Here is a 22,891-nt window from a genome sequence, read left to right as displayed (position 1 = left end):
TCGAAACCTCCTCCTAGTCGTTCCTGTCACCAAGTTCTTGCTTGAGCGATATAGCAATGCGCTCGGCAACAGCGCGAGGAACATTGCGATAGGTGATCGTCCTGTATTTCGGACCGAATTCAGGTGGCAACGCAGTACACATGACAGCAATGCGCCGCTGGAGATCCGGCAGAGGTTTCCCCCAGTCGACAATCAATCGGCCAAAACGCCCCCTCTCCTTCCCGTGCTCCTCAAACCAGCGGAGATTCTTCCGGGGCTCAACTCCCAGCCGTTCCAGCTCCAGGTAAACGCCGCGTTCGAGCGATACGGATTTCCATGCGCCTTCGTGGAGAATTTGACACACAACACGGTGGTCGGCACGCTTGAAGCGGTAGAGTCCGTCCTCTTCCCAGCGCTGGGTCGGCACAAATCCTGACGGCTCGAGTTCCAAGTCGTATCTCTCCACAGCGGTACCCGAGGCTGGCGCCGCCGCCAGGGAACCGGGTTCGAGTGGGGGCAGCCAGGCGGCCGCTTGGATAGCGAAGCAGTTGGAGTACTCAACGCCCAGCCTCGCCGCGGTCTCTGCGAGCGTTGCGGAATCTTCGAACTGCACCAGCCACGTATCCGGCGCAGGAATATCGGTCGCAGGGAGCGAGCTGGGAACCCTGACCAACTCGATGTCCTCGCACTCTGCCCGCATTACCCGTTCTTCGAATCGGGTCGTGCGGCTCCCCACTAGCGCGGCAAAGCCACTGGCCGACGGCAGCCTGGTGAGCACGCCCGGGGCCACGCTCCATCGGCCAGCCTGCCAGTCCACGTCGAGGTGGCCCAGCGCCTGGCAGTCCCTGACCCACCGGCCCGCCGCACCATACGAAATGGGAAGGTTCTCGCTACGAGCCAGCCAAGTGATGCCGCGCTTTAGGTCCGCAACATGACCCGAGCCCAGCTCGCTGGCCCAGCGCAGCAGCAGTCCGCCAATGTCGGTAGGCGGCCGGGTCACTTCAGCACCTCCCTCGCTGCTGTGACATACATGTCCCACAAAGGCCCAGCTGCCGCTGAGGCTGCGGACATCACCGTTTCCGCCCATTCCGTGTCGTCGCCTGCTGGGGTTGGTTTAGATGCCGGCCCACCCGGGTCCAACCTCCTCACCGTTGTGCGGTGCTGCCAGCGTTGGATCAGCCAGACGTAGCCGTCAGGGATGGTCACCTCGGCGCAGTAGCCGTATGCCTCGTCCGGGAGCCGCTCACTCATCCAGTCCGGGATATCCGGAAGATCCAGCGGCACTGGCTCCCCCTTCGCGCCGATGAGTAGAAGCTCCTTCACACGCCGCGGGATCATCAGGGTCCTCGGCAGTGTCAGCTGCTCAGGTGCCTTCGCGCCCCGGATCGCGCGCTCCTCGGGTCCCACCCTCTCCGCGTCGGCCGCTGCCGACACGCCACAGCGATGCGCAATACTCCCGGCGCTTACAGCCTCCCGCTCGCACAGTGCCGAGGAGACGGTGAAGGTCTCCTTGCCGCGGTCCGGCGTGCTCACTTGGTAAGTTCCGTCATCGAGCGGCATGAGCCTCGCTGGAAAGGGTCTGAGAACCTTCTGCAATGGGAAGTCATGGACGTAACTGCCGTCTTCGCCACTCAGTGTCACCTGCTGCGTGACTTCCCCTTGCGATATGTCTCGCGGCAACAGCCAGTCCGGGATGCCCCCCTGGAGATAGTGGTGGTGACCGAGCTCCGTGCCGATCCGTAGGCCACCCGTGAACCGGATACCCCGGCGCGTCGATGGCATGAAGTGCGCAGCTTGTGGCATACCCCCCTTAAGCAGAGCCGCCGGAGTAATCGCAGCCTTCAGGTCCACGTTTCTGATCAGCGTCCAGCCGACAAGGGGCGCCTTACGCTCGTCGACCCGCTCAGCGTCGGCGACCTCTCGCAGCACTGACCGCACGTCATCGAGTTCACTATTCGCGACCAGGAGCATGTGGGGCTCTCCTGGGCTGAACGTGCCGACGCTGATGAGATCGCCGCTGTACTCGTCCTCCGTGAAGAAGACAAGCGACTGGGGTGCCCACGCCAGGTAGAGGTCCTCATTGTCGAGCACAAGTCCATGCGTCAGCTGATAGGCGGTGACGTCAAGTTCTTTGAGGCCTGTGTAGAAGCCGCCGTAGGGGTCCGACAGCTCGTAGCACTGCGCGCCTGAACCGTCGCGACGCACCGTAGCCGACCCGATTCCAGTTACGGCCTCAGCCGCCCAGCGGAGTTGACGTGCCCGCTTCGTAAGGACAAGTCGCAGTGAAGACACCCGCCGGGCCCGGAGACCACGCTCGTACAGGGTGCCGTCCCAGTGCTCAACGAGACGTTCGAGCAGCTCAGCCAGCACCCGACGCTTGTCTGCCGCCTCTGGCGCGGTGCCTGCTCCGTGAAGCGCCTTGAGGAGTGGGCGAGACAGTCCACGCCCGTGCGACGCGGTCCAGAGTCTCAAGCGCCTGATGATCTCCTGTCCTGGGAATTCGTCTTGACTCCCAGGCTTGACGCCAGTCGACGCGAAGAAGGCAGTGAGGATGCGCCGGTCTTGCTCACGCAGCAGGGCCTGCGAGATGGGGTATCCGATGCGGGTCAAGTGACTGTCGCCGGACACAGTGCTGTGGCCTCGTTCGCCACCTCTCGTCTTCAGCCAGGCGTCCAGCAACTCCCACATGACCGCAACTGGCCGGAAGTGGGAACGCAGGTTGTCCCGTTCACGCGCTCCGACGCTTAACACCTCAGCTAGGCGCTCGTAATAGTTGGAAGACGAAATGTCCCCCTGCGTGGCCATTTTGGAAGCTGCCAGCACACTAACCGCGAGGACCGGCAGGACGGGCGGGGCTTCACTCTGGTCCCCACTCTCCCAGCGACGGCACCGCCACTGCAGCCGACTGAACATCTCAGGGGGCCGGTCCCAGTGGAGCTCTGCGCTTACCGCGTCGGCCAGCTCAACCAGCAGGCCGTTGCCATGCGCGAGCGCGCTCTCCACGGTCTCATCAACGTAGAAGACCACTGCGTGGCCGACCATGTGCGGCCCAAAGAACTCCCGTTCAAGCGCCGTCTGCCACTGCTCGTATGCCACCCCCTTCGGTGCACCGGTCACGTCACTCCTCCCGCATCCCACACGTCGCTAGAGCCCGAGTAGGCATCCCACCGCGCCAGGCAGCACTGCGTTGCATGCCCGGAGCGCGCGGACATGCCTATCATCCGTTAAGTCTTCATCAATGCGTGCTCAGATACGCCAAAACCCCTCATCAGACCGGGAGTTTGTGGAGCTCTGCTTGATCAGCTACAGGCGCTCCCAGGCTCACCGTCCCGTCAGGCCCCTGTCTCGTGCTTGCTAGCGGAACTCGCACTCACCGTGCGGGATGGCCCGCTCCCAGAAACCTTGAAGGCGTCCACGGGCTATGGCGTCTGGCACGCCATCGCGCACCGTCACTTGGGCAGCCCAAGGTTCGCCCCTTCGCGCGCTCAGTAATCGGGAGGTCGTGCGGGTGAGGCATACGGCAGACTCCCCGGGTGATCGTTCTGCAGCCTGTCCTGGAGATCTACGGCCCCGACGGCTTCGCCTTCTGGCCCGTCGCCGAGTTCGAGGCGTACGGCTTCCTGCCGCTCAGTGGCGCGCTCAGTCCGGCCCAGGTGGGCACGGCGGTCATGCGCATCGCCGACTACAACAACGTCGATCCCGAGGACAACAGCCCGCCGAGGCCCCCCGATCCGCTCGGGGCCTTCCTGCACGGACTGCTCACCATGGACGACGTCCTCTCACCCGGAGGCCTGCGGGTTACCGACACCGCCACCGGCATCACCTTGCTGCCCGGCTGTTGCAACGGCCTGGAGGAGCGGCGCGACTGGCTTGAGGTCCTCGACGGCGACGGCCGAGCCTTCTTCGGCCATGACCCCTCCCCGCTTGCCGAGCGCCTCGGCGACTCGGTCCGATTGACCGTCGACGCCGAGCGGGACGACAGCCCGGTGATCGAGCTGCCCGCCGCCGAACTGCGCCACCTGCTCGCCGGCGCGGAGCGCGACCTGGCCGACTTCCTCGCACTGGCTGCCGACTGGGCCGCACAGCACCTGCCCAACCACGCCACCTCACTCACCGTCGCGCTCGCCCGCGCCTTGGACCTGCCCGCGCCGGTCGTACCGTCGAAGCCGTAGGGCGACGGACCTCGTCGGACACTCAACTGGCAGGTGGGTCGCACCTGGACCGAACACCCGGCAGCAGGCTGCGTGATCGGGCCACTGCAGGACGCCAGGAGACCCGTGTCGTCGCTCCTCCACATCGTTGCCGCAGCGAGCGTCTCGCCGATCACCCCGAGCCGGCATGGTCCGAAAGAGACGGCCTAAAGTGGCGAAATGCGCCTGCCTGCCGACCGGCCGCCCTGGACCTGCTCGATGCGCACCTGGAGGCGCTGTGGGACGGAACGGACCTCCCGCTTCCGCAGGGGCCGGTCCGCCTAGCAGCGGAAGGAGGGGGCGAGCTCGTCCACTGGGCCCTCGACCAGCTCCGGCGCATCCCCAGCGAGCCGAAGGACGCCTTTGCCTGTCAAATCGGCAGTCTGCTGGCGGAGTTCCGCTCCCGTCGCTGTTCCTGGAACGCGGCGGCACTGCGGCTGCTCGACGACACGTACACCTTTGCGGCTACCGGCCCTCGGCGGTACGAGGACTGGGCGCACGACGTCCGCGCCGTGCTGCACCGGTCGGTCCCTGACCCCCGGGGCTGGGTCCGACTGGACTGGGACCGCACCAACGCCGCCCGCGACACGGTGCCTGCGTACCCCTTCGATCCCCCGGACTCATCAGAGTTGCCCGGTCGCCTGTACCCCCTGGAGGTGGAGGCGGCGGTCGCCGCCCTCGCCATCATGGCCGAGGAATGGCAGTCGGAACCCGCCCCCGTCCGCTCCCGCCCGGGCCGGGACGCCGTGCTGGCGGATGCCCGGACCCTGCTCGATCGGTACGGGCCCACCGCGCGCTACTGGACCAACGCGACGACCGCCGCCTCTGACCCCGCCCCGGACTTCCTCGCAGCCGGCCTCCAGGGGACTGAATCCCACGGCTTCCTCACCTCCCAGTACCTCAACGGCCTCGACTTCCTTGAGGACCTGGGCCTGATCGCGGTGACCGACGACGAGGTGGGCGTCTTCTGGTCGTTCGGGGCGTACTGACGACGTTCAAAGGAGGCACCGGCGACCGTCTACCACCGCCCCGGCGACCCAGAGCAGGGCACGGCCGCCGTTGAGGCGGGCAGGGCCTGGGCCGACCGCCTCGGGGTGCCGTTCCACTTCGCCTCCTGGGACGTCCCCGATGACGAGGCCCCGCGCTGGCGGACAGCCCAGGGTCTGTCCGGGAGGGCATGATCGGAAGGCGGATCGGGACGACGCTCGGAGGCAGGGCCAGCTGCCGGGTGCCTCCCGTTCTCGTGAACACCGCCCCCGGACTGATCCGGCCGCCACCCGAGACGGTGAACAACCGCAGTCGAAACGAAACTCGTGCACATAGCCCGGGAGGGCGAGTTCACCGAGCGCCATCGCCGTCGAGTACGACTCTGTGGCCGGGCAGACCGCACTACCGGCGGCGCGGGGTTCAGGCGTCGGCGGTGCCGCCCGCGCGCAGTTGCTCGGCTGCTTCCCGGTAGGCCTCGGCTGCGCGGGCGAAGTAGTCGAAAAGGACGTCGAGTTGCTCGGGCGAGTACCCGCCGAGGATCTCGCCGATCTTCTGCCGGGCGGGGGCCATGACGTGGTCGAGGTCGGCGGGCCGGCTGACCGGCTCGACGATGACCTTGCGCCGGTCGCCGGGATCGGGCGCGCGGCGGACGTAGCCCGCCCGCTCCAGTCGGTCGATCAGGCGGGTGGTCGGCCCGGTCGTCAGGCCGGTGCGAGCGCCTAGTTCACCGGGGGTCATCGCCCCCTCCAGCTGCAGGATGTTCAGCGCGTACAGGTCGGTGGCGCCGAGGTCACAAGCTCTGGCGCTCGCATGGCCGTGCAGCATCACCGCGCTCAAGTACTGGCGGTAGATCTGGCTCGCGTCGGGTCGCATGGCCGGTGTTGACACGGGCTCCTCCACTCCCTAATCTCTTCCTCAAGGAAGAGACTTCTTCAAAGAAGTAACTTCTCCGGAGAAGTTATCACGAGGGGGGAACCATGACTGCCATCAGCACCATGCCGGCCGATCCGACCGCCGAACCGGCCCCGTCCCGCACGCCTCGCCGCCGCCGCCGCGTCAAGATCGTCCTGGGCGCCACCGCACTGACCCTGGTCGCGACCGCCGGCGCCGGATACCTGTGGCTCGACGCCACGGCCGACGTACAGAACCTCGGAGTGAGCGACTGCACCGCACTCACACCCGTCGTCACCGCCTCGGCGGCCGGGACAGCGACCGCCGAGGACCACCGGGCCGTCTGCGGCACGCTGCGCTCACTGACCGACTCATGGGCCAAGGGCGACGCCACCGCGTACGGCGAGCACTTCACCCCGGACGCCACCTACACCACATACGTGGGCACCCACTACCAGGGACGGCGCGACATCACGGAGGGCCACCGAGCCCTGTTCGGCGGGTTCCTGAAGGACACCAAGCTCGCCGACTCGTTCCTCGACATCCGCTTCTACGGCCCCGACACCGCCGTGGTCACCAGTCGCGGCGACACCTACACCGGCGCACGCAAGAAGCCGGCCGACCTGACCAAGACCCAGACCTACACACTGATCCGCCAAGCCGACCGCCAGTGGCGCATCGCCGCTTTCCACAACACCCAGCGCCAGCGCGTCATGGAGCGGATCTCGTTCCTGTACTCCCCCGAGACCAAGCCGGAGGCCGAGAAGTGAACACGAACACCCCCGCGGACCACGGGCGCGGCCCCGACCACAGCGCGATCCGTACGCTCCTCGAGCAAAGCTGCGCCGCCTGGAACCGCGGTGACGGAACCGCCTACGGCGAACAGTTCACCGCGGACGCCACCGATGTGACCTTCGCCGGCACGGTGTACCACGGCGGCCAGGACATCGGCCGCGCCCACCAGGTCCTGTTCGACAGCTTCCTGAAAGGCACCAGGCTGACCGTCGAGATCATCGACATCCGCCTCTACGGTCCCGACACCGCCGTTGTCATCACCCGCGGCGACGTGCACAAGGGCCGGCCGAAGAGGCTCGGCAAACTCGCGACGTACACCGTCGTCCGTGGGGAGGACGGCCGCTGGCGGATCGCCGCCGTCCAGAAGACCCAACGCAAGCGCCTGATGGAGGCCTTCTCGTTCAGGCTCCAGCCTGCGACGAGGCCTGCCGCGCAGTGAACCGCACCGCGCACCCACCGAGCAGCAGGACTACCGTCATGGCCGACCCAAGGCCGCAGAGGAGGGCGGGCCGGCCGAGGCCGCAGCAACGGACCGCGCTGGTGACGGGAGCGAGCGCGGGGATCGGCCGGGAGTTCGCCCGTCAGCTGGCAGCGACCGGTTACCGGGTGATCGCCGTGGCCCGCGACCCGGACAGGCTGCGGTTACTGACAGACGAACTCGGCCCAGACCACGAACACTTGGCAGCGGACCTCGCGACCGCCCTCGGCAGGCAGCAGTCGCCGACGTACTCGCGAACCAACGCGTCCACCTGCTCGTCAACAACGCCGGCACCGCGGTGACGGGCGCCTTCGCAGCAGTCCCGCTCCCTCGGACTCTCGCGATGATGCACCTGAACTGCGAGGCGCTGGTCACCCTCGCGCACCTCTTCCTGTCTCAGCCGGAACCAGGCGACGCACTGCTGAACGTGTCCTCCACGCTGGCGTTCGCGCCTGTGCCGAACCTGAGCGTCTACAGCGCCACCAAGGCGTTCGTGACCTCGTTCTCCGAGTCACTGTGGTATGAACACAAGGACCGCGGCGTCTACGTGATGGGCCTGTGCCCCGGCATGACGGCCACGGAATCCCAGCCGCACACCGGCGAGGACGTGCCCGCCGGCTTGGTGCAGACCCCGGAGCAGGTCGTGGCAGCAGCCCTGACCGCCCTACGGCACCGCAAGCGGCCCACCGTCATCTCCCCAAGGAAGAACGCGCTCTTCGCCACGGCAGCGCGCAACCTGCCGCGCAGAGTCGTCCTCAGCACGCTGGCCAACGACCGGAAACCCAGCCACGAAGCGCACCCCCACTGACCCGGAGCATGGATCAGTGCGTCAGCTCGCACACCGCATTTCGAGGGTGAGCCCTATTGCCCCACAAGGGCAATCAGCTGCCAGGCCAGCACTGCGTGCACAAGAATGCAGGTACCCCAGGCCGCGGACCCTCGCGTCCCATGACGGAACACCGTTGCCCATCCGGCTGCCACCAGAAGGGCGGACAGGGCGCAGAGGGCCCAGGAAATGGCCAGCCACGGCGTGGAAGGCTCCGCGAGGAGCCTGATCGCCGCCGGCGGCGCAAGCACCAGAAGGGGCAACGCCCAGGTGCCTTCGGTGGCGGTGCGGGGGGACTTGGTATCGGTCATCTGGGACGCTCCGTGGCTCTGTGTACTGGCAGCAAGCTGCGTCCGCCCGGGCGGACGAGGGCAGACCCAGCCGACGCCACTCCGTCATGGGTCGCAAGATCCGGCCCCCTGGCCGTCATCAGCGGAGGGCGTTGCAGAAGGGGGTGACGCTTCCAGTCATGCCGCCGCCCTGCTCCGAGTGGTCAGTGCCGCAGGTCACTGGTGGATCTCGTACTGGTCGTGTGGGATAGCGCGCGACCATACAGTTTCGAAGGCCTCGGCACACAGCTTCGCAGCGGCCGGATCGTCGCTGATCTCCGGCCCCATGGACGAGCCGTCGCCAGCGAAGTGATTCCAGTAGATCCAGCGCTCGTCGAAGAGCCAGAAGTCGTTGCCCGGAAGGGCAATGTCCGAGGCCTGGCGGCGTGGCAGCCACCTCACCAGTTCCCCAGCCGCGACGTTGGTGAAGGTGCCCGAGTGCTCGAAGCGGATGTACTCGCTCACCGGCTCGGACACGATGCGCGCCCGGCGCACAACGACTCCGCGGGACACCGTCTCTGACATGAGGTCGAGCCACGGCCGCCACCACGACTCCCGGTCGGCCGGATCATGGCGAAACCCGTCTTTCCATGCGGCGAAGCGTCCAACTTCGTTGTCGACGGCGTATGAGTCGCGCATCTCCAGGTGCACGGCGGAACGCGTGCAGCCGTGGATCAGCTCATCGAATGTAGGAACGCGTGACGGCATCGCACGCCTCTCTGATCAGTTGCACGTCCGGGAAGGACCCGGATCAGTGCCTCGCGGTCCGGAATGCCTTTCACGCGCGGGGATTTATGCGACCGCACACGCCGCTTCAAGTTCGGGGCTCGGCTTCGAGCCTTGGAAACGAGTCTCTGCTTCTCCTCGTCGCCTCACACCGTGGGGCTCTCATCGTCACCGGTGTTAGGGGCAATCCCGGTGATCGCTACACCGGGTCCACCTCCTTCGCTCATTGGCAGTTGTGTGCTGACCGCCGGTCTGGCGTCCCTCCTCGGTCGCCCCGCAACGCTGCCCCATGAGATCCGAGGCAGCGGACGTCACTCGAGGGCTTCGATGGCTTGCACGATCAGCGCCCGTGCTGCCGCTCCGTACACCGCCATCGACCGCAACTCCTCGAACGCCTTCAGGTACAAGCCGATCTCGCTCGGCTGTGTGACGTTCACCTGCGCCGACAGGAGTTCCACCGACACGAGTGTGTCGTCGTACATGCTGAACGTCTCCTGTGCCCACAGTCGTCGCTCCGGCGTGGCCGAGGGGATGACTCCGAGTGACACCGACGGAAGTGCGCCTGCGGTCAGCAGATACCCCAGCTGCGCGGCCATCGCGTCGGCGTCGCCCAACTGGTAGTTCAAGGCGGCCTCTTCGACCAGGAAGACAAACCGGTGCCCTTGCTCATGGATGACCCGAGATCGCTCCAGGCGTGCAGTTGCGGCCTCTGCCGCGTCGTCCGGCACGTCGTGGAACCGGGCATTCGCGCTCAGCAGCGCCTCCGCATACCCCTCCGTCTGAAGCAGGCCCGGGACCAGCGTCGAGCAGTACACGCGGAACAGTCGTGTCGATTGATACAAGGGCACGTAGCTGTCCTGGAGTTGGCGCAGTCCTGTGCGGACCCGCCGACGCCACTCGGTGTACATGGACTCCGCGTGCCGTGAGGCAGCAATCAGGTCCGCGGCTTGGTCCGCCGCGTCACACGTGCGGCACCACAGGCGAATGTCCGTAGGTGACGGAGGTGTCTTCGCATTCTCAATACGTGAAGTCTTCGCGTGGTGCCATCCGCATCGTACGGCCAGCTCAGCCACCGTGAGCCCGGCTTCCTTCCTCAGCTCGCGGAGCTGCCGCGCGACATTCTCGCGAGCGGCCTGAGCCGAGGACGAAGGGGAGGTGGGCATGTGCTGGCCTGTCCGATGGAGGTTGTCAGTGGATCTCGTACTGCTCGTGCGGGACTGCCCGCTGCCAGACAGCCTCGAACGCGTCCATGCACTGCTTCGCAACGGCAGGCTCGGTACGCAGTTCCATCCCAGGCTCCTGCCAATCACCGTTGCCGGTGAAGTGATTGAACAGCACTGTCGTACCGTCGAAGATCCACAGGTCATTGCCTGGCAGGAGAAGATCTGAGGCGTTCCGCCGTGACAGCCAACGAACCAGCTCACCCGCATGAACGTTGACGGGGGTTCCGGCGTGCTCGTACCGGATGTAGTCCGTCACAGGCTCGGACACCACCCGTGCCCGGCGCACGGTCACGCCGCGAGTAACCGCGCGGGAGATGAGGTCGACCCAGGGGCGCCAGTACGCCGACTCGGGGTCTGCGTCGCGGAGTCCGCTGCGCTTCCATTCGGTGAAGTCATCAGCCTCGTCCCCGACGCCGTAGACATCACGCATCTCAAGGTGCACGGCAGAGTGCCGCGCCGCCTCCATGAGGTCATTAAAGCTGGGCTCGTTCTGCGGCATCGCACGCCTCCCTCAGCATCGGAACCATCCGGAGGGGGATCCGGATCACTGTCTCGTGGGCGGGGATGCCCTTCGCGTGTCCCGGTGCCGTGTTCTGCGCGCACTCGGCCCGCGTCTTCTCGTCGGCCGTGTAGCTCTGCACGACGATGTCTCTTGTTTCGGAATCCACCCAAGCCGTTGGTGATCCGTTCTGCCCCGTCTCAGGGTCGATTCCGATGAACGTTAAGGACATGGCCGCCTCCTGTGCCTAGCTGGTGCGTTGATGTGCACCAATCTCCAACTCCCAATGCAAGCCGTCAAGGGCGCAATGCAGCCACCATCGCACCCCTGGATGCATGTACGCACATCCGTGCACAGCGCTGGCCTGCGCACCCACGATCTCCCTACCGTCAGGGCATCGCTGCTGACGACTCGACGGGGGACGGCCCGTGATGACCATCAAGGTGTACCGAGTGGACGCAACCTCCCGTCGTCGGCGAGAGGTTCGGAGGCTGTCCGTCCCGATAGGCGACCCCAAGCGCCTCCCCGATTCGCTCGCCTTCCCGCCCTGCGCCTGCCCCCGCTGCCGGGGCGTCCGGTGACCGCGCCCGCTGCCGACGCGCGCCCGCTGCCGGCGGCCGGGGATCTGAGCTGGGAGCAGTACGCGGGACGTGCCTGCGTCTGGTGCGGCGAGCCGCTGACCGTCGGCGCGCGGAGTGTCGGCGTAGCGCGCGGGCGGGAAGGTGTCCACGTCCTCGACGTCGAGGTGTACGCGGGGCCGTGTTGTCCGTAGGCCTCGCCCGATGAGCCCCGCCCCGGTCGACGACTCCGGCCAGGAAACCCCGACCGAGGCGGTGACGGGCCCCGAGGGGCCCGAGTGCACGACGGTGCGAGGGAAGGCCCCGCGCCGAGGAAGCACCCAAGGAGCATCGCATGACCGCTCTCGCGACAGAACAGACCGCCGGGCGCAGGCTCGTCGACGCCGAACTCTTCGAACGGCTCGTCACCTTCCTCGAGTTCGAGGAAGGGATGGACCGGCCCGAGGCCGAGCGCGTGATGGACCAGGCCCTCGCCTTCATCGACATGGCCGGGCACCGGAACGACGTGCCGCTGTCTCCGTCCCGCAGGGTCGATCCCGGCCGGCACGCCTTCATCCTGCACAGCCGCGAGTACGCCGACTTCTGCCAACGTCGCTTCGGCAGGTTCCTGCACCACAGCCCGCTCAAGGGGCAGCGGCTGCGCGACGGCGTCGCCGTCAAGCGCACCGTCCAGGCCATCGAGGAGATGGGCTACGCCGTCGACCACGAGCTGTGGGGCACGGCCGCGGAGTGCAATCCGCCGGCCTGCTGCGGCGACGGCTGCTGACCCGGACTCTCACGCGCGGCCGTGACCTGGCGGCCGCGCACCACCCCCACAGAACGGAACTGCCGCTGTGGCCAAGGCCCTTCGCTCCGCCCGCAGCCGCCTCACCGTCTTCCCCCTGGAGGACCTGACCGTCGGGTACACCACACAGTCCAGCGACTACCGCGGACTCGGCGACATCGCCGTGGTCGGAGTCGTCGAGCCGGACAACGCGACCGGGGATCATCTGTGGCGGCTGGCCGCGAGCATGTACGCCAATCCGCCCACCGGGCAGGTGCAGGCGCGGTGGATCCTCACGCAGTGCACCCGGGCCCGCATCGCCAAGGCCCCCAGCCACCGCGATCTGCCTGATGCCAAATGGACCGGCGACCTGAGCCGCGAGTTCCGCCTCGACGCCCTCTTCGCCAATCACGCCACGCTGCTCACAGGTCGTCTCAGTATCGAGTGACGGAGCGAGTAATCCGCCGCCCCTGCTCTGCCGGCGCCCGCAACGGGCACTCAGCGGCTGGTGACGCGCCCTTCCGCCATGCACACGATGCCGGTCACCAGCATGTCGATGCCCAGCTCATGGTTGGCCTCCGGGCCCGTGCACGCCGCCAGAGCTTCCGCGGAAGCGACCACATTGGGGTGGCGGCGGGGCGACAGAGCGCTGAGTGAGGCTCGCTTGACGCGCATGGCGTCTTCGCGGGCTTCGGCGTTGGCTCCGTACGCCAAGCCCGGCTCGTCGGACACCAGCGTCACTACCGCGGTGAGCAGGAAGCCGCCGATTTCTGCGGACTTGTCCGCGTCAAAGCCTGCCTGGCGCAGCAGCGAGAGAGTGTGCTCCGCGACTGCCAGTCCTGGTTCGCAGGAGAGGACGGAGGCCCGGGCAAGTCCGGCAACCGCAGGATGGGGTCGCAGTGCCGCGACCAGCGCCATGAGCAGTGCCCGAAGCTGATCGTCCCAGGGCGCGGAGTCGGCGGGCGGGAACTGCACCTCGCTGAACAGCCGCTCGGCGATTCCGTCGAGCAGCTGGTCCTTGTCCTTGAAGTGCCAGTACAGCGCCATGGGCGTCACGCCGTGGGCTTGAGCGAGCCGCCGGATGGTGACCGCCCCCAGGCCCTCGGCGTCAGCCAGAGCGATGGCGCCCGTCACGATGGCGTCCCGGCTCAGCCGCTCACGCGCCTCAGCAGTGTCCCGCTTCTTCACCATGCCGATGACTGTACCTTGTACAGGTTCACCTGTACGGTGTCCATGTACCTTGTACAGGGGATTCCCTGTACGGCGTACATGTGCGTTGTCCAGGTACGCCGCACGGCGGCGTTTCTCAGAGAGGCATCTGCGAGCTCATGTCACCTTCGCCGCATGCGGGCCAGGCCGCGCTGTCGTCAGCCCTCACCTTGGGCTGCGGCCTCACCTTGCCCAACCGACTCGCCAAGGCGGCGACCAGCGAGCACCTGGCCGACAGGTTCGGTGCCCCCACCGCACAGCTCATCCAGGCATACCGGGCCATGGCGGCTTCCGGCGTCGGCCTGGTGATCAGCGGCAACGTCATGGTCGACGGCTCGTCGCTCGAGGCGCCACGCAATGTCGTGATCGAGGACGACCGCCACATCGACGCGCTTCGTCGCTGGTCGGCCGTGACCGTCGATACGCCGGCCCGCTTCATCCTGCAGCTCTCGCATCCCGGCAGGCAGAGCATGCGCGGCAACGCACTGCCCGGACGCCGGCAGGACGTGGTGGCACCCTCCGCCGTTCCCCTGTCCGCGGGTGCCGATCGCCTCTTCCGTCACCCACGCGCCCTGCGGGAGGAGGAGATCGCGGACATCATCGGCCGGTTCGCCCGCGCCGCCGAGGTCGCCGCGAGCGCCGGCTTCCACGGAGTCCAGCTGCACGCCGCCCACGGCTATCTCCTCAACCAGTTCCTGTCTCCGCTGAGCAACCGGCGCACCGACCGGTGGGGTGGGTCGCTGGAGAACCGCATGCGGCTGCTGATCGAGGTGTTCCGGACCGTCAAGTCGGTGACCCCTGACAATTTCATGATCGCCGTCAAGCTCAATTCCGCCGACTTCCAGCGCGGTGGATTCGAGCCCGATGACTCCCTGACCGTAGCCATGGCTCTGGAGGCGGAAGGCGTCGACCTCATCGAAATCTCGGGCGGCACCTATGAAAACACCGCCATGTTCGCAGGAACCTCGCCGCGCGATTCGACCCGTCAACGCGAGGCCTACTTCCTGGAGTTCGCCGAACGGTTCGCCAAGGAAGTGACCGTACCCATGATGCTGACCGGCGGTTTCCGTACCCGCCAGGTCATGGTTGACGCACTGACCAGTGGCGCGGTGGACGTCGTCGGTCTCGCCCGGCCGATAACCCACGACCCCGGCTTCCCCCGTGATCTGCTGGCCGGCAGCGCTGAACGAAGCTCGGCACGGCCGCGGAACACGGGCCGCAAGGCTGTCGATGCGTTCCTCGACAGTGCCTGGCACCAGCAGCAATTGGCCCGCCTCGGGCGCGGTAAAGATGTCAGGCCGAAGCGAGGGGCCGCCGCCGCTTCACTCATCGCCACGTGTGTCACCCTGCGTGACATTCTCGCGCCCAGGCTTGGCATGACCTTTTCGGGCCCGCGGAAGCGACGACGCCGAACACGTGGCTGAGCGCGCTACTCCGTCAAGAGGCACTACCAGCAGGTGGAGTCGGCCCCGAACCGTTGATCAGCGGCGGCCGCGCAGATCCGGCCGCAACTTCCTTCAAAGCCCAGACAGACCGAAATCCAAGAGGGACAACAGGCATGACCAACCAAACACCCCTGAGCGGCAAGCGTGTTCTCGTCACGGGAGGCTCGGCCGGAATTGGTGAATACGCAGCCATGGAACTTGCCCGCCTCGGGGCAGACATCGTCATAACAGGACGTCGCGAGCGAGTGGCCTCCGAGGCGGCGGACAGGATCCGCCGCGAGACCGGTTCCACGGTCGACGTCCTGACAGCGGACCTGTCGTTGATGAGCAGCACGCGGAAGTTCGCCGAAACGTACATGGAGCGCTACGAAGCTCTGGACATCCTGGTGCACTCCGCCGGAGGCACGGCCGTACGGCGCACGCTCACTGCCGAAGGCGCGGAGCTCACCTATGCCACGCAGTACCTTGCCCGCTTCTACCTCAACAGTCTCTTTCTCCCAGTCCTTGAGGGTCGGGACGCGCGGGTCATCGCGGTTTCAGGAGGCGGTTCGGTCACCAGGCAACTGGACCGGACCAACCTCCACGGCGAGGTCAGATACTCGAGCCTGAAGGCCATCGAGACCATCTCCATCGCCAACGACTACCTGGGAATCGACTTCCAGGAACGCTACGGGCAAAAGGGCATCCGCAGTTATGTGTACGGCCCTGGGCCGGTGCGCGGAACCGGATTGACCGCTCCGTTGCCTTTCCTTACGCGCAGCGCGTTCATGCTCTCGAGCTACCTCATCGGAAGCTCTGTGGCTCAAGCGGCCCGAGACGTCGTCAACTTGGCCGCCGGCGAACACCCTTCGGGTCTCTACCAGCGGCGCCTCAAGCAGGCCGTTCCGAGTAGGTACCTCCAGGACGCTGACGAGCGCGATGCCGTGTGGCGGGCAACGGAAGAAGAAATCGCGCAGAGAACGGCCGGTTGACCTGTCTTGGGTCCGGCGGAGCTCCCCCAGAGGCGCCCGACCTCGACGACCTCTTCGCCAAACACGCCATCCTTCGAACGGGTCGTATCGCCATCGAGTGACGGCTCGGGCAAGCGATCCGCTCCTCCCCGCCCGGGTTGCGCGACCCTCATGCAACGGGATGGCAGATCCCGAAACCGGTCTGCGACCTGCTGTGTCACCGTCGTGTCACAGACGCTCAAGCAGCTCAACCCAGGAAGCTGGAGTTGCTCTCTCAAGCGGCGAGTGTCGGTGAGGTACCGGAACTCGAACTTCTACTTCGGGGGACTTCATGCAGTACGGGACGGGTATCCGCAGAGCCGCGATGGCGATGGTCACCGCGTCGGCAGCCACACTGCTCATGACCGGGTGTCAGCCGGGCGGGAACGGGGCAGGGGCGGCCGGTTCGCCGTCAGGCGTGCCGACCAAGGCGGGAGGATCCTCCTCCAGCGCCCCGACCTCCGCCGCTTCGCGACCTGCGGGGAGCGCCTCTCCGACGGCCCAGGACCCGTCATCCGGGTCATCGTCCCCCACTGCGAAGACGTGTGCTGTGACGGACCTCAGAGCGTCCATGTACCAGGCGGCCGTCCGGCCCCCAGGCACCGGAATCGGAGCGGTGGTCGTCGAGTTCACCAATGTGTCCGGCAAGCCGTGCGTCGTCCAGGGCCATCCGACGGTGGCGGGCGCGGGCAATGGTTCGCCGCAGCGTAACCGTCCCCTCAAGGTGACCCCCACGGGCTCCACGTCCGCGGTAAGCGTTGCACCTGCCGGGAAGGCATGGACGAAGCTGACGTTCGTCCAGGTCCAAGGTGAGGCCGACGGCTACTGCGCATCCGGATCCGAGCCCGTCACCTACCCGACACTGGTGGTGGGCATCCCGGGTGCTGGTGCACACCAAGTCGCCCTGGAAGACGGCTCTCTGGCCGAGTGCGACGACAAGGTGACCGTTACCGCCGTATCCGCGACCAAGCCCTCCTGACCACGCGGCACGCCGCATGCCGCATTCCGCCGCAGGGACGTCAGGAACGGCTGCCCTGCCCAGCCCGCTGGTCGTGAGTCAGAGGGCTTCCTCCCACGCACGGGTCGTCTCACCATCGAGTGACGGCTTGAGCACTTCGCCAGACCGCGCTCCTCCGTGAGGAAACACGCCTCACGAACACGTCGGCCCCCGCGCCCGCTGCGATGAGCGGGTACGGGGGCCGAAGTGTCTGTGCCGGGCGACTGCCTCAGGTCAGTGCTGTGCGGTCTGCCTGCGGCGCTTCCACCACACCAGACCGCCACCGGCCGCGAGGAGGGCTGCGGCGATTCCGGCGATCAGGCCGACCTGGGCGCCGGTGTGGGCGAGGCCGCCGTCAGCGTCGTCCTTGGGCGGGGTGGTGCTGCTGCCGCCGGCCGGTGCCGAGGTGGACGGGGCCGGGCTGGACGGGTCCGTCGGGGTGGACGACGGGTCCGGCTTGCCGGGTCCGGTCGGCGTCGGTGTCGGGTCCGGCTTGGGGTCGCCGGACGGCTTGACGTCGGTGTTGCCGCCCAGGAACTGCGTCCCGGTGTCGCGGTAGTCACGCGGGGCGATCTTCGAGCGGTCGGTGATCTGCGGCAGGCGCGGGTTCTCGACGTCGAAGCGGACCTTGGTGATGTTCTTCTTGGGAGCCTTGGAGAAGTCCACACCGCCGACGCTGTAGACGTAGACCTCACCGCCGTACTCCAGCTTGTACTTGAACTCGCCTTCCTTGAAGATCTTCACGTACTTCTGGAAGACGTCGTTCCGGTCCCAGTTCTTGTTCTCGCCGCGCAGGGGCCAGCGGGTCACGTCATTGCTGTTGATGATCTTGTGGAAGTCGGTCGGCTTCTTTGCGTCCTGCTGCCGGATCCACTCCGCCGCCACCCGGGAGGTGTAGACGCGGCGCAGGTCGGCGTACTGAGGAGCGCTGTTGATCTGCTTCTTGACCTCGGGAACGATCATCGTCTCGACCATGCGCTGGTTGTGGTCGATCTCCGCCTTGGTCAGGTCACAGCCCTTGCCGCCGGGGCCGGGGGTGTTGGTCTCCTGCGGAACGGAGTTGAGCTTCATCGGCGCGTCGAGGATGTAGATGCCGCCGTCCTGCTCGCGCACCTGGGCGGGCTCGGGCTCGATCCAGTTGCGCATCCCGTGCAGACACGGGGCTCCGTTCCTGCGGGCCAGCGAGTCCCAGAACCGCTTGCCCAGATCGGTCTTGGGGTCCATCGCCCCGTAGAAGTCGTGCTTCATCCGAAGGTCGGCTTCCAGCAGGATCCGGCCGGCGTCGGTCTTGCCGAACTTGGCGTCCATGATCCTTTCCGGCTCGTCCGGGTTGAGGTTCACCCAGAACTTCTCCGGGGTGAGCGCCATCCACGTGAAGAAGGAGTCCGAGACGAGCTGGGCCTTCTCCTTGCCGCCGAACGAAGGGTTCTCGTCCGGGTCCGGGTTGATCCCGGCCTTGTAGGAGTAGTCCAGGCCCTTGCCCTTGACCGGGGTGCCGACGTAGCGCAGCTCCAGGGTGGAGAAGTCGACGCCGCCGGGGCCGCGCATGCGCTGGGAGCCGTTCGCGCCACCGCGCTCGGCCTGGGCGATGCGCCGGGCCTGGTCCTGGTTCTTGGGGGAGCCGTTGACCATCCGGTCCGCGGCGCCGTTGCTGGAGCAGATGCTGCCCGCGCGGGCCGCGAGGGCGATCGTGCCGGTGGTCTGGCAGCCGGGGTTCATCTGGCCGGCGGGCTTGTTGTAGCCGGTGTTGTTGTTGTACTTCGGGCTGGGTGTCGCGGCGTGCTTGTAGCGGCTGATCTTGCCCTTGCCGTCGGCGTCGACCTCGGCGAGCTTGCGCTTGGTGAGGTCGTCGGGCTCCTCACCGAAGATGTAGACGACCTTCCAGCCCCGGCGGGCGAGGGCCTTGTCGACGTGTATCTCCTTGTAGTCGAACCTCCCTCCCGCCTTGAACTCGTAGATCGTCTTGGTCTGCCGATTGATCGCGTCGAACCGGCGGTCCTTGTTGGGGAACTTGTCGCCGAGTTCTGCCTTCAGCTCGTTGTACAGCTTCTTGTCGAGCGCCTTCAGCGAGCCCTGGCAGAGCCACTCCGGGCCACCGAGCTTGTAGTGCGTGGTGACCTGGCGCTCGAAGCCGGCGCCGCGCTTGCCGTTGCCTTCGAGGCGGATGGTCGCCTCCAGCCATCCGCCGAAGTCGGCCTTCGGCCACCGCTTGGACGCGTCAGTGTTGGCCTGGTTGCGGTTCCAGCGCGCGTAGATCTGCTTGTGGCGGTCGTTGGGCCACTTCTTGGGGTCCTTGCCGTAGGCGGCAAGCTCCCGCTCGCTGGCAGGGAGCTGGAGACCGTCGTAGCCGAGGGAGGGGTTGTCGTAGTCGTAGACGTACTGCTCGGCGTTCGGAGTGGCGTCCCGGTTGTTGCTGCCGGGCAGGCTGGTGGCCGGCGGCGCGGTGTTCGGGGTGCCGTACTTCTGGTCGCAGCGGTTCCGGGGCGCGGCGGCGGCTTCCTGGGCATCCAGCAGAGGCAGCCCGCCGACGAGCAGTCCGGCGCTGACGGCGATCATCGCCGCGCGCACGCCGAGGCGTGTTCGGATACGCGTGAGATAACTCAAGTGGGTTCCCTGGGGGGCAGGGACGAGTAAGGGCAGCGCTCATAGCCCCCGTCATGACGCTGCCATGACACACCCTAGGCGTGATGCAGGAGGTTGATCAAAACATTGGAGGCGCAACTGGCGTGTCTCGCCTGTGCGTTCACTGTCGGGGCCGGGCCCTAGAGTCGTGGGCATGACCCGAGGAGAGACTGTGCGTACCGGCGGAGTGCCGGACCTCATCGTGTGGATCGACCATGTCCCGGACGCGATCGACCGGCTCCGGGAAGAGCATCTTCCCGATGATGTGCGGCTGGATTTCGGCGTGGAGTCCCTGGCACACGTGGAGGCGGCCCTGCTGCGCCACCACGCCGCAGAGGGCTCGGAGGAGTTGGGCAGCGGGTTCGTGAACGATGCCACGGCGTATCTCGGTGAGGTGCTGCTGACGGTGGCGGGCGGCGGCTGGGGCTGGGACACGGAGCCGGCCGGTGACGTGGAAGGACACCCGGTGGTCGTGCCGGATGCGGCGCTCGGGCTCCCGCCGGTGGCGCCGGTGCTGCTGATCGGTGAGGCGCTGAGCAGCCGGACCGGCCACGAGCTCACGACAGCCGCCCGGCGCCTGGGTGAAGCCGTGGACGGGCTCCGCAAGGAGCGGCCGGACTGGGAGCCGGTGAAGGAGCACACGCCGGGGGTGGACCCGGAGCCGGAGGTGCCGGTTCATCCATGGCTGGCCGACTGGCTCGCCGAACGGGAGCGGGCGTTTTCCGCGTGGGTCGAGGAGACCGGGCTGACGGAAGAGACGTGGGACTACTCCGCGTCCTCGCTCGATGTGCTGGAACGCCTGGCCAAGGAGCGAGTCCCTTCCGCGCAGCGGTTCGAAGCGGCTGAGCCGGGGCTGTTCCTTCAGGGCGCTGCCTGGTACGTGGGTGAGGTGGCGCGACGGATGCGGGGGGCGGCGTGGGCCTATATGGACCCGGAGGAGCACGACAGCACGTGGGCGGGCCAGCCGTACATGACGCAGCCCGGGGTGCGGGACGGCAACATCGCAGCTCCCATGGCGGAGTTGTATGCCGCTGCGGTGATGGCCGAGGAGGGTGAGAGCGGGGTGCTGCGGGAGCGGCTGAGCTGGTACAAGGAGAGCTGACGAGCCGGACCCGTTGCTGACGCGGCGAAGAATGAGGGGCACCCCTGACCCGGGTGGGCCTTCGCCCGACGGTACGAGGGACCTGCGGCAGCAGGTCCGCGGCCGACCGGCCCATGCGGATCTGAACTGGGCGAATATGACCGGCTGGAGCTCGCCCGAAGGCACCCCGACAGGGCAGACCGACCTCGAACTGACACCCACGGTGGGCGACAATGGCGCCGTGGAGCCAACCAGTCGCGTCATCGTTGCCTTGGATTTCGACAACCGTCGAGCGGCTGACGAGATCGTCGACCGCCTTGGTGACGAGTGCCGTTTCTACAAGGTCGGGTTGGAACTGCTCACTGCGGCCGGGCCTGACCTCGTCAAGCACCTCGTTGCCCACGGCAAGGACGTGTTTCTGGACCTGAAGCTCTTCGAGATTCCCAACTCTGTCGCCGGTGCTGTCCGGGCTGCAGGGGCGTTGGGCGTGTCCATGGTGACCGTGCACAGTATGGGCGGCAGCGGCATCATGGGCGCCGCTGTCGCAGCGGCCCGCGACTTTCCCCAGCTTCGCGTTCTTGCCCTGACCGTGGTCACCAGCATGACCAACTCCGACCTCGCCGATGTCGGCGTCCACGATTCGACCGAGGCGCAGGTGCTGCGGCTGGCACGACTGGCGCAGCACGCCGGTTGCCACGGCGTGATCGCATCGCCGCAGGAGGCGGGGCCGCTGCGTGAGGTGATGGGTCCCCGCACTCTGATCGTCACGCCGGGAGTCACGCTACCCGGAGAATCGCCGACCGAGCACGCCCGGCCGGGCACGCCGCGTGCTGCCGTCGCCGCGGGTGCGTCACATGTCGTCGTGGGACGAGCAGTCACCCGCGCCGCGGATCCCGTAGCCGCGCTGCGGCTTGTCCGGGCCAATCTCGGTCTCTGACCGCGAGCGGTCGCCAGTCCGGGCGGTCGGGCTGGGCCGGCCTCGACGAACGCTGCAGCCGGCGTCACCTGCGCCCGAGGTAGACCCCCAACGCCCGCTGCAGCATCTTGCCCTGGCTGCCCACCGGCAGTTCCCACTCCCCGAGGTACTCCACGGCCCGGCCGCCGGTCCCCGTCTTGAAGCTGAGCCGGCCGAGCAGGCGGTCGTCGGTGAGGGCGGGGGTGATGGAGCGCAGGTCGTACGTCTCGGCGCCCGCCGACCGTGCGTCACACAGCATGCGCCACAACAGCGCGCTGCTGGGCCGCAGTTGGCGCCCTCGGCGGCCGGATGCGGCGTACGAGTGCCAGACTCGGGAGCCGACGTTGATCATGAAGGCCGCGGAGAGCACCTCGCCGTCGTACTGGGCGAGGTAGAGACGGAGCCGGTCGTCGTCCTCGGCGTTCAGGGCCTTCCACATGCGCCGGAAGTAGTCCAACGGGCGGGCCTTGAAGCCGTCGTGGGCAGCGGTCGCGGTGTACAGGCGGTAGAACTCGGGCAGGTCGGAGGCCGAGCCCCACGCGACACGGACGCCTGCCGTCTCGGCCGTGCGCAAGGACTGTTCCCAATGCGGCGCGAGGGCGTCGCGGAGGTCGTCCACCGAGCGCCCCGTCAACGGGATACAGCAGCCGTAGCGCGGCTGGCCGAGGCCGAAACCGCTGCCGTCGCCCTCCCCGCACGGCCGCCACCCGAGCCGCCGCAGCCGTTCTGCGGCGTCGAGCGCGAATCCGTCGATGTCGGCCGCGGGCAGATCGTGCAGATGACGTACGTCGGGGGCGGCGATGCCCGCCGCCACGGTGGCCGCGTCCCAGTGACGTACGACCAGGGGCGGCCCGATCCGCACCGAGAACGCCCCGATCCGCTCCAGATGAGCGACGAGCGGGTCCAGCCATCGCTCCAGACGAGGGGTCCGCCAGTCGATCGCGGGTCCGTCGGGAAGATACGCGAGGTAGCGCCGCGTCCCGGGCAGCGGCCGGTACAGGACGAGCGCCGCCGCAATCATCGCCTCGCCATCGAACCAGCCGACGCTCTCCGGCAGCCAGTCGGGCTTCACGCCACCCCACTCGGGGATCTGGAGATGGCTCGCGTCGGGAGACAGCCGCAGGTGGGCAAGATGTTCCTCGCGCGTGATCTCCCGCACGTACAGGCTGGTCATGGGTAGGGTGCTCCTGCTCGGGGCGGCCACCCTAAGCCCGGGATCACCGGACGGGTCAAGAGTTCACGGCAGTGAACTGCGCCCACACCTGCTTGCCGCCGTTCTGGGCGTGACGTCCCTCAGGTCCGCCACCAATGCGATCAGGAAGATGCCCC

General features: G+C 67.4%; 25 protein-coding genes. 14 read left to right on the top strand and 11 right to left on the bottom strand.

Features of this window, described 5'->3' with window-relative positions; all coding sequences use genetic code 11:
* Positions 1–13: 13 nt before the first annotated feature.
* Together OHA61_RS24575 and OHA61_RS24570 are read right to left on the bottom strand one after the other, a co-directional pair.
* On the bottom strand, positions 14–979 hold the full coding sequence (locus OHA61_RS24575; RefSeq protein WP_406304837.1) for a hypothetical protein: 966 nt from the start codon (positions 977–979) through the stop codon (positions 14–16).
* Complete coding sequence (locus OHA61_RS24570; RefSeq protein ID WP_406304836.1) at positions 976–3,096, bottom strand: hypothetical protein; 2,121 nt, start codon at positions 3,094–3,096, stop codon at positions 976–978. The genes OHA61_RS24575 and OHA61_RS24570 overlap by 4 nt, the downstream gene beginning before the upstream one ends.
* Before the next feature lie 416 nt (positions 3,097–3,512).
* Between OHA61_RS24570 and OHA61_RS24565 the strand changes: the two genes are divergently transcribed.
* Together OHA61_RS24565 and OHA61_RS24560 are read left to right on the top strand one after the other, a co-directional pair.
* Positions 3,513–4,151 (top strand): hypothetical protein, encoded by a 639-nt coding sequence (locus tag OHA61_RS24565; RefSeq protein ID WP_406304835.1) that lies wholly within the window; start codon positions 3,513–3,515, stop codon positions 4,149–4,151.
* A gap of 647 nt (positions 4,152–4,798) precedes the next feature.
* Positions 4,799–5,158, top strand: coding sequence for a hypothetical protein (locus OHA61_RS24560; RefSeq protein WP_406304834.1), 360 nt, complete (start codon positions 4,799–4,801; stop codon positions 5,156–5,158).
* Between the two features lie 418 nt (positions 5,159–5,576).
* Here OHA61_RS24560 and OHA61_RS24555 read toward each other — a convergent pair whose 3' ends face one another.
* Positions 5,577–6,029 (bottom strand): MarR family winged helix-turn-helix transcriptional regulator, encoded by a 453-nt coding sequence (locus tag OHA61_RS24555; protein WP_406304833.1) that lies wholly within the window; start codon positions 6,027–6,029, stop codon positions 5,577–5,579.
* Positions 6,030–6,133: 104 nt separating this feature from the next.
* Between OHA61_RS24555 and OHA61_RS24550 the strand changes: the two genes are divergently transcribed.
* Genes OHA61_RS24550 through OHA61_RS24535 form a run of 4 tightly spaced genes read left to right on the top strand, consistent with a single transcriptional unit; the run spans position 6,134 to position 8,128 of the window.
* Positions 6,134–6,817 carry an SgcJ/EcaC family oxidoreductase gene (locus OHA61_RS24550; protein ID WP_406304832.1) on the top strand — a complete coding sequence of 228 codons (684 nt, stop codon included), beginning with the start codon at positions 6,134–6,136 and terminating at the stop codon, positions 6,815–6,817.
* Positions 6,814–7,281 carry an SgcJ/EcaC family oxidoreductase gene (locus OHA61_RS24545; RefSeq protein ID WP_406304831.1) on the top strand — a complete coding sequence of 156 codons (468 nt, stop codon included), beginning with the start codon at positions 6,814–6,816 and terminating at the stop codon, positions 7,279–7,281. The genes OHA61_RS24550 and OHA61_RS24545 overlap by 4 nt, the downstream gene beginning before the upstream one ends.
* 38 nt (positions 7,282–7,319) lie before the next feature.
* A complete protein-coding gene (locus OHA61_RS24540; RefSeq protein ID WP_406304830.1) occupies positions 7,320–7,622 on the top strand; it encodes an SDR family NAD(P)-dependent oxidoreductase in 303 nt (100 codons plus the stop codon).
* Positions 7,592–8,128, top strand: coding sequence for an SDR family NAD(P)-dependent oxidoreductase (locus OHA61_RS24535; RefSeq protein ID WP_406307445.1), 537 nt, complete (start codon positions 7,592–7,594; stop codon positions 8,126–8,128). Before OHA61_RS24540 ends, OHA61_RS24535 begins: the two co-directional genes overlap by 31 nt.
* Positions 8,129–8,181: 53 nt before the next feature.
* Here the strand turns inward: OHA61_RS24535 and OHA61_RS24530 are convergent, their stop codons facing one another.
* From OHA61_RS24530 to OHA61_RS24510, 5 genes are all read right to left on the bottom strand, one after another.
* Entirely contained in the window at positions 8,182–8,457 is a 276-nt protein-coding gene (locus OHA61_RS24530; RefSeq protein WP_361905534.1) for a hypothetical protein, read from the bottom strand.
* A 195-nt stretch (positions 8,458–8,652) separates the two neighbouring features.
* On the bottom strand, positions 8,653–9,183 hold the full coding sequence (locus OHA61_RS24525; protein WP_406304829.1) for a DUF6879 family protein: 531 nt from the start codon (positions 9,181–9,183) through the stop codon (positions 8,653–8,655).
* Positions 9,184–9,512: 329 nt separating this feature from the next.
* Positions 9,513–10,364: a helix-turn-helix domain-containing protein gene (locus OHA61_RS24520; RefSeq protein WP_406304827.1), complete on the bottom strand. Its 852-nt coding sequence runs from the start codon at positions 10,362–10,364 to the stop codon at positions 9,513–9,515.
* A gap of 25 nt (positions 10,365–10,389) precedes the next feature.
* Positions 10,390–10,923, bottom strand: coding sequence for a DUF6879 family protein (locus OHA61_RS24515; protein ID WP_406304826.1), 534 nt, complete (start codon positions 10,921–10,923; stop codon positions 10,390–10,392).
* Positions 10,898–11,155, bottom strand: coding sequence for a hypothetical protein (locus OHA61_RS24510; RefSeq protein ID WP_406304825.1), 258 nt, complete (start codon positions 11,153–11,155; stop codon positions 10,898–10,900). The genes OHA61_RS24515 and OHA61_RS24510 overlap by 26 nt, the downstream gene beginning before the upstream one ends.
* A 345-nt stretch (positions 11,156–11,500) precedes the next feature.
* Here OHA61_RS24510 and OHA61_RS24505 point away from each other — a divergent pair, with 345 nt between their 5' ends.
* From OHA61_RS24505 to OHA61_RS24495, 3 genes are all read left to right on the top strand, one after another.
* Complete coding sequence (locus OHA61_RS24505; protein ID WP_406304824.1) at positions 11,501–11,695, top strand: hypothetical protein; 195 nt, start codon at positions 11,501–11,503, stop codon at positions 11,693–11,695.
* A gap of 140 nt (positions 11,696–11,835) precedes the next feature.
* A complete protein-coding gene (locus tag OHA61_RS24500) occupies positions 11,836–12,267 on the top strand; it encodes a glycine-rich domain-containing protein (protein WP_406304823.1) in 432 nt (143 codons plus the stop codon).
* A 67-nt stretch (positions 12,268–12,334) separates the two neighbouring features.
* On the top strand, positions 12,335–12,712 hold the full coding sequence (locus OHA61_RS24495) for a hypothetical protein (RefSeq protein ID WP_406304822.1): 378 nt from the start codon (positions 12,335–12,337) through the stop codon (positions 12,710–12,712).
* Between the two features lie 50 nt (positions 12,713–12,762).
* Here the strand turns inward: OHA61_RS24495 and OHA61_RS24490 are convergent, their stop codons facing one another.
* A complete protein-coding gene (locus tag OHA61_RS24490) occupies positions 12,763–13,455 on the bottom strand; it encodes a TetR/AcrR family transcriptional regulator (RefSeq protein WP_406304821.1) in 693 nt (230 codons plus the stop codon).
* 137 nt (positions 13,456–13,592) lie between these two features.
* On the opposite strand from OHA61_RS24490, the gene OHA61_RS24485 reads away from it, so the two are divergent.
* From OHA61_RS24485 to OHA61_RS24475, 3 genes are all read left to right on the top strand, one after another.
* Entirely contained in the window at positions 13,593–14,897 is a 1,305-nt protein-coding gene (locus tag OHA61_RS24485) for an NADH:flavin oxidoreductase/NADH oxidase family protein (RefSeq protein ID WP_406304820.1), read from the top strand.
* Positions 14,898–15,031: 134 nt separating this feature from the next.
* Complete coding sequence (locus OHA61_RS24480; protein WP_406304819.1) at positions 15,032–15,889, top strand: SDR family NAD(P)-dependent oxidoreductase; 858 nt, start codon at positions 15,032–15,034, stop codon at positions 15,887–15,889.
* A 568-nt stretch (positions 15,890–16,457) separates the two neighbouring features.
* A complete protein-coding gene (locus OHA61_RS24475; protein WP_361905502.1) occupies positions 16,458–16,886 on the top strand; it encodes a DUF4232 domain-containing protein in 429 nt (142 codons plus the stop codon).
* Between the two features lie 252 nt (positions 16,887–17,138).
* On the opposite strand, the gene OHA61_RS24470 is transcribed toward OHA61_RS24475, so the two are convergent.
* On the bottom strand, positions 17,139–19,508 hold the full coding sequence (locus OHA61_RS24470) for an LPXTG cell wall anchor domain-containing protein (protein WP_406304818.1): 2,370 nt from the start codon (positions 19,506–19,508) through the stop codon (positions 17,139–17,141).
* A 172-nt stretch (positions 19,509–19,680) separates the two neighbouring features.
* Here OHA61_RS24470 and OHA61_RS24465 point away from each other — a divergent pair, with 172 nt between their 5' ends.
* Together OHA61_RS24465 and pyrF are read left to right on the top strand one after the other, a co-directional pair.
* A complete protein-coding gene (locus OHA61_RS24465; protein WP_406304817.1) occupies positions 19,681–20,628 on the top strand; it encodes a hypothetical protein in 948 nt (315 codons plus the stop codon).
* 136 nt (positions 20,629–20,764) lie between these two features.
* Complete coding sequence (gene pyrF / locus OHA61_RS24460) at positions 20,765–21,544, top strand: orotidine-5'-phosphate decarboxylase (protein ID WP_406304816.1); 780 nt, start codon at positions 20,765–20,767, stop codon at positions 21,542–21,544.
* Positions 21,545–21,608: 64 nt separating this feature from the next.
* Here the strand turns inward: pyrF and OHA61_RS24455 are convergent, their stop codons facing one another.
* Entirely contained in the window at positions 21,609–22,736 is a 1,128-nt protein-coding gene (locus OHA61_RS24455; RefSeq protein ID WP_406304815.1) for a lipid II:glycine glycyltransferase FemX, read from the bottom strand.
* Positions 22,737–22,891 lie beyond the last annotated feature (155 nt).

This window comes from Streptomyces sp. NBC_00885 (assembly GCF_045207475.1).
Lineage (GTDB): Bacteria > Actinomycetota > Actinomycetes > Streptomycetales > Streptomycetaceae > Streptomyces.
Note: the sequence above shows the minus strand (reverse complement) of the source record. Positions and strands in the feature narration are given on the sequence as shown.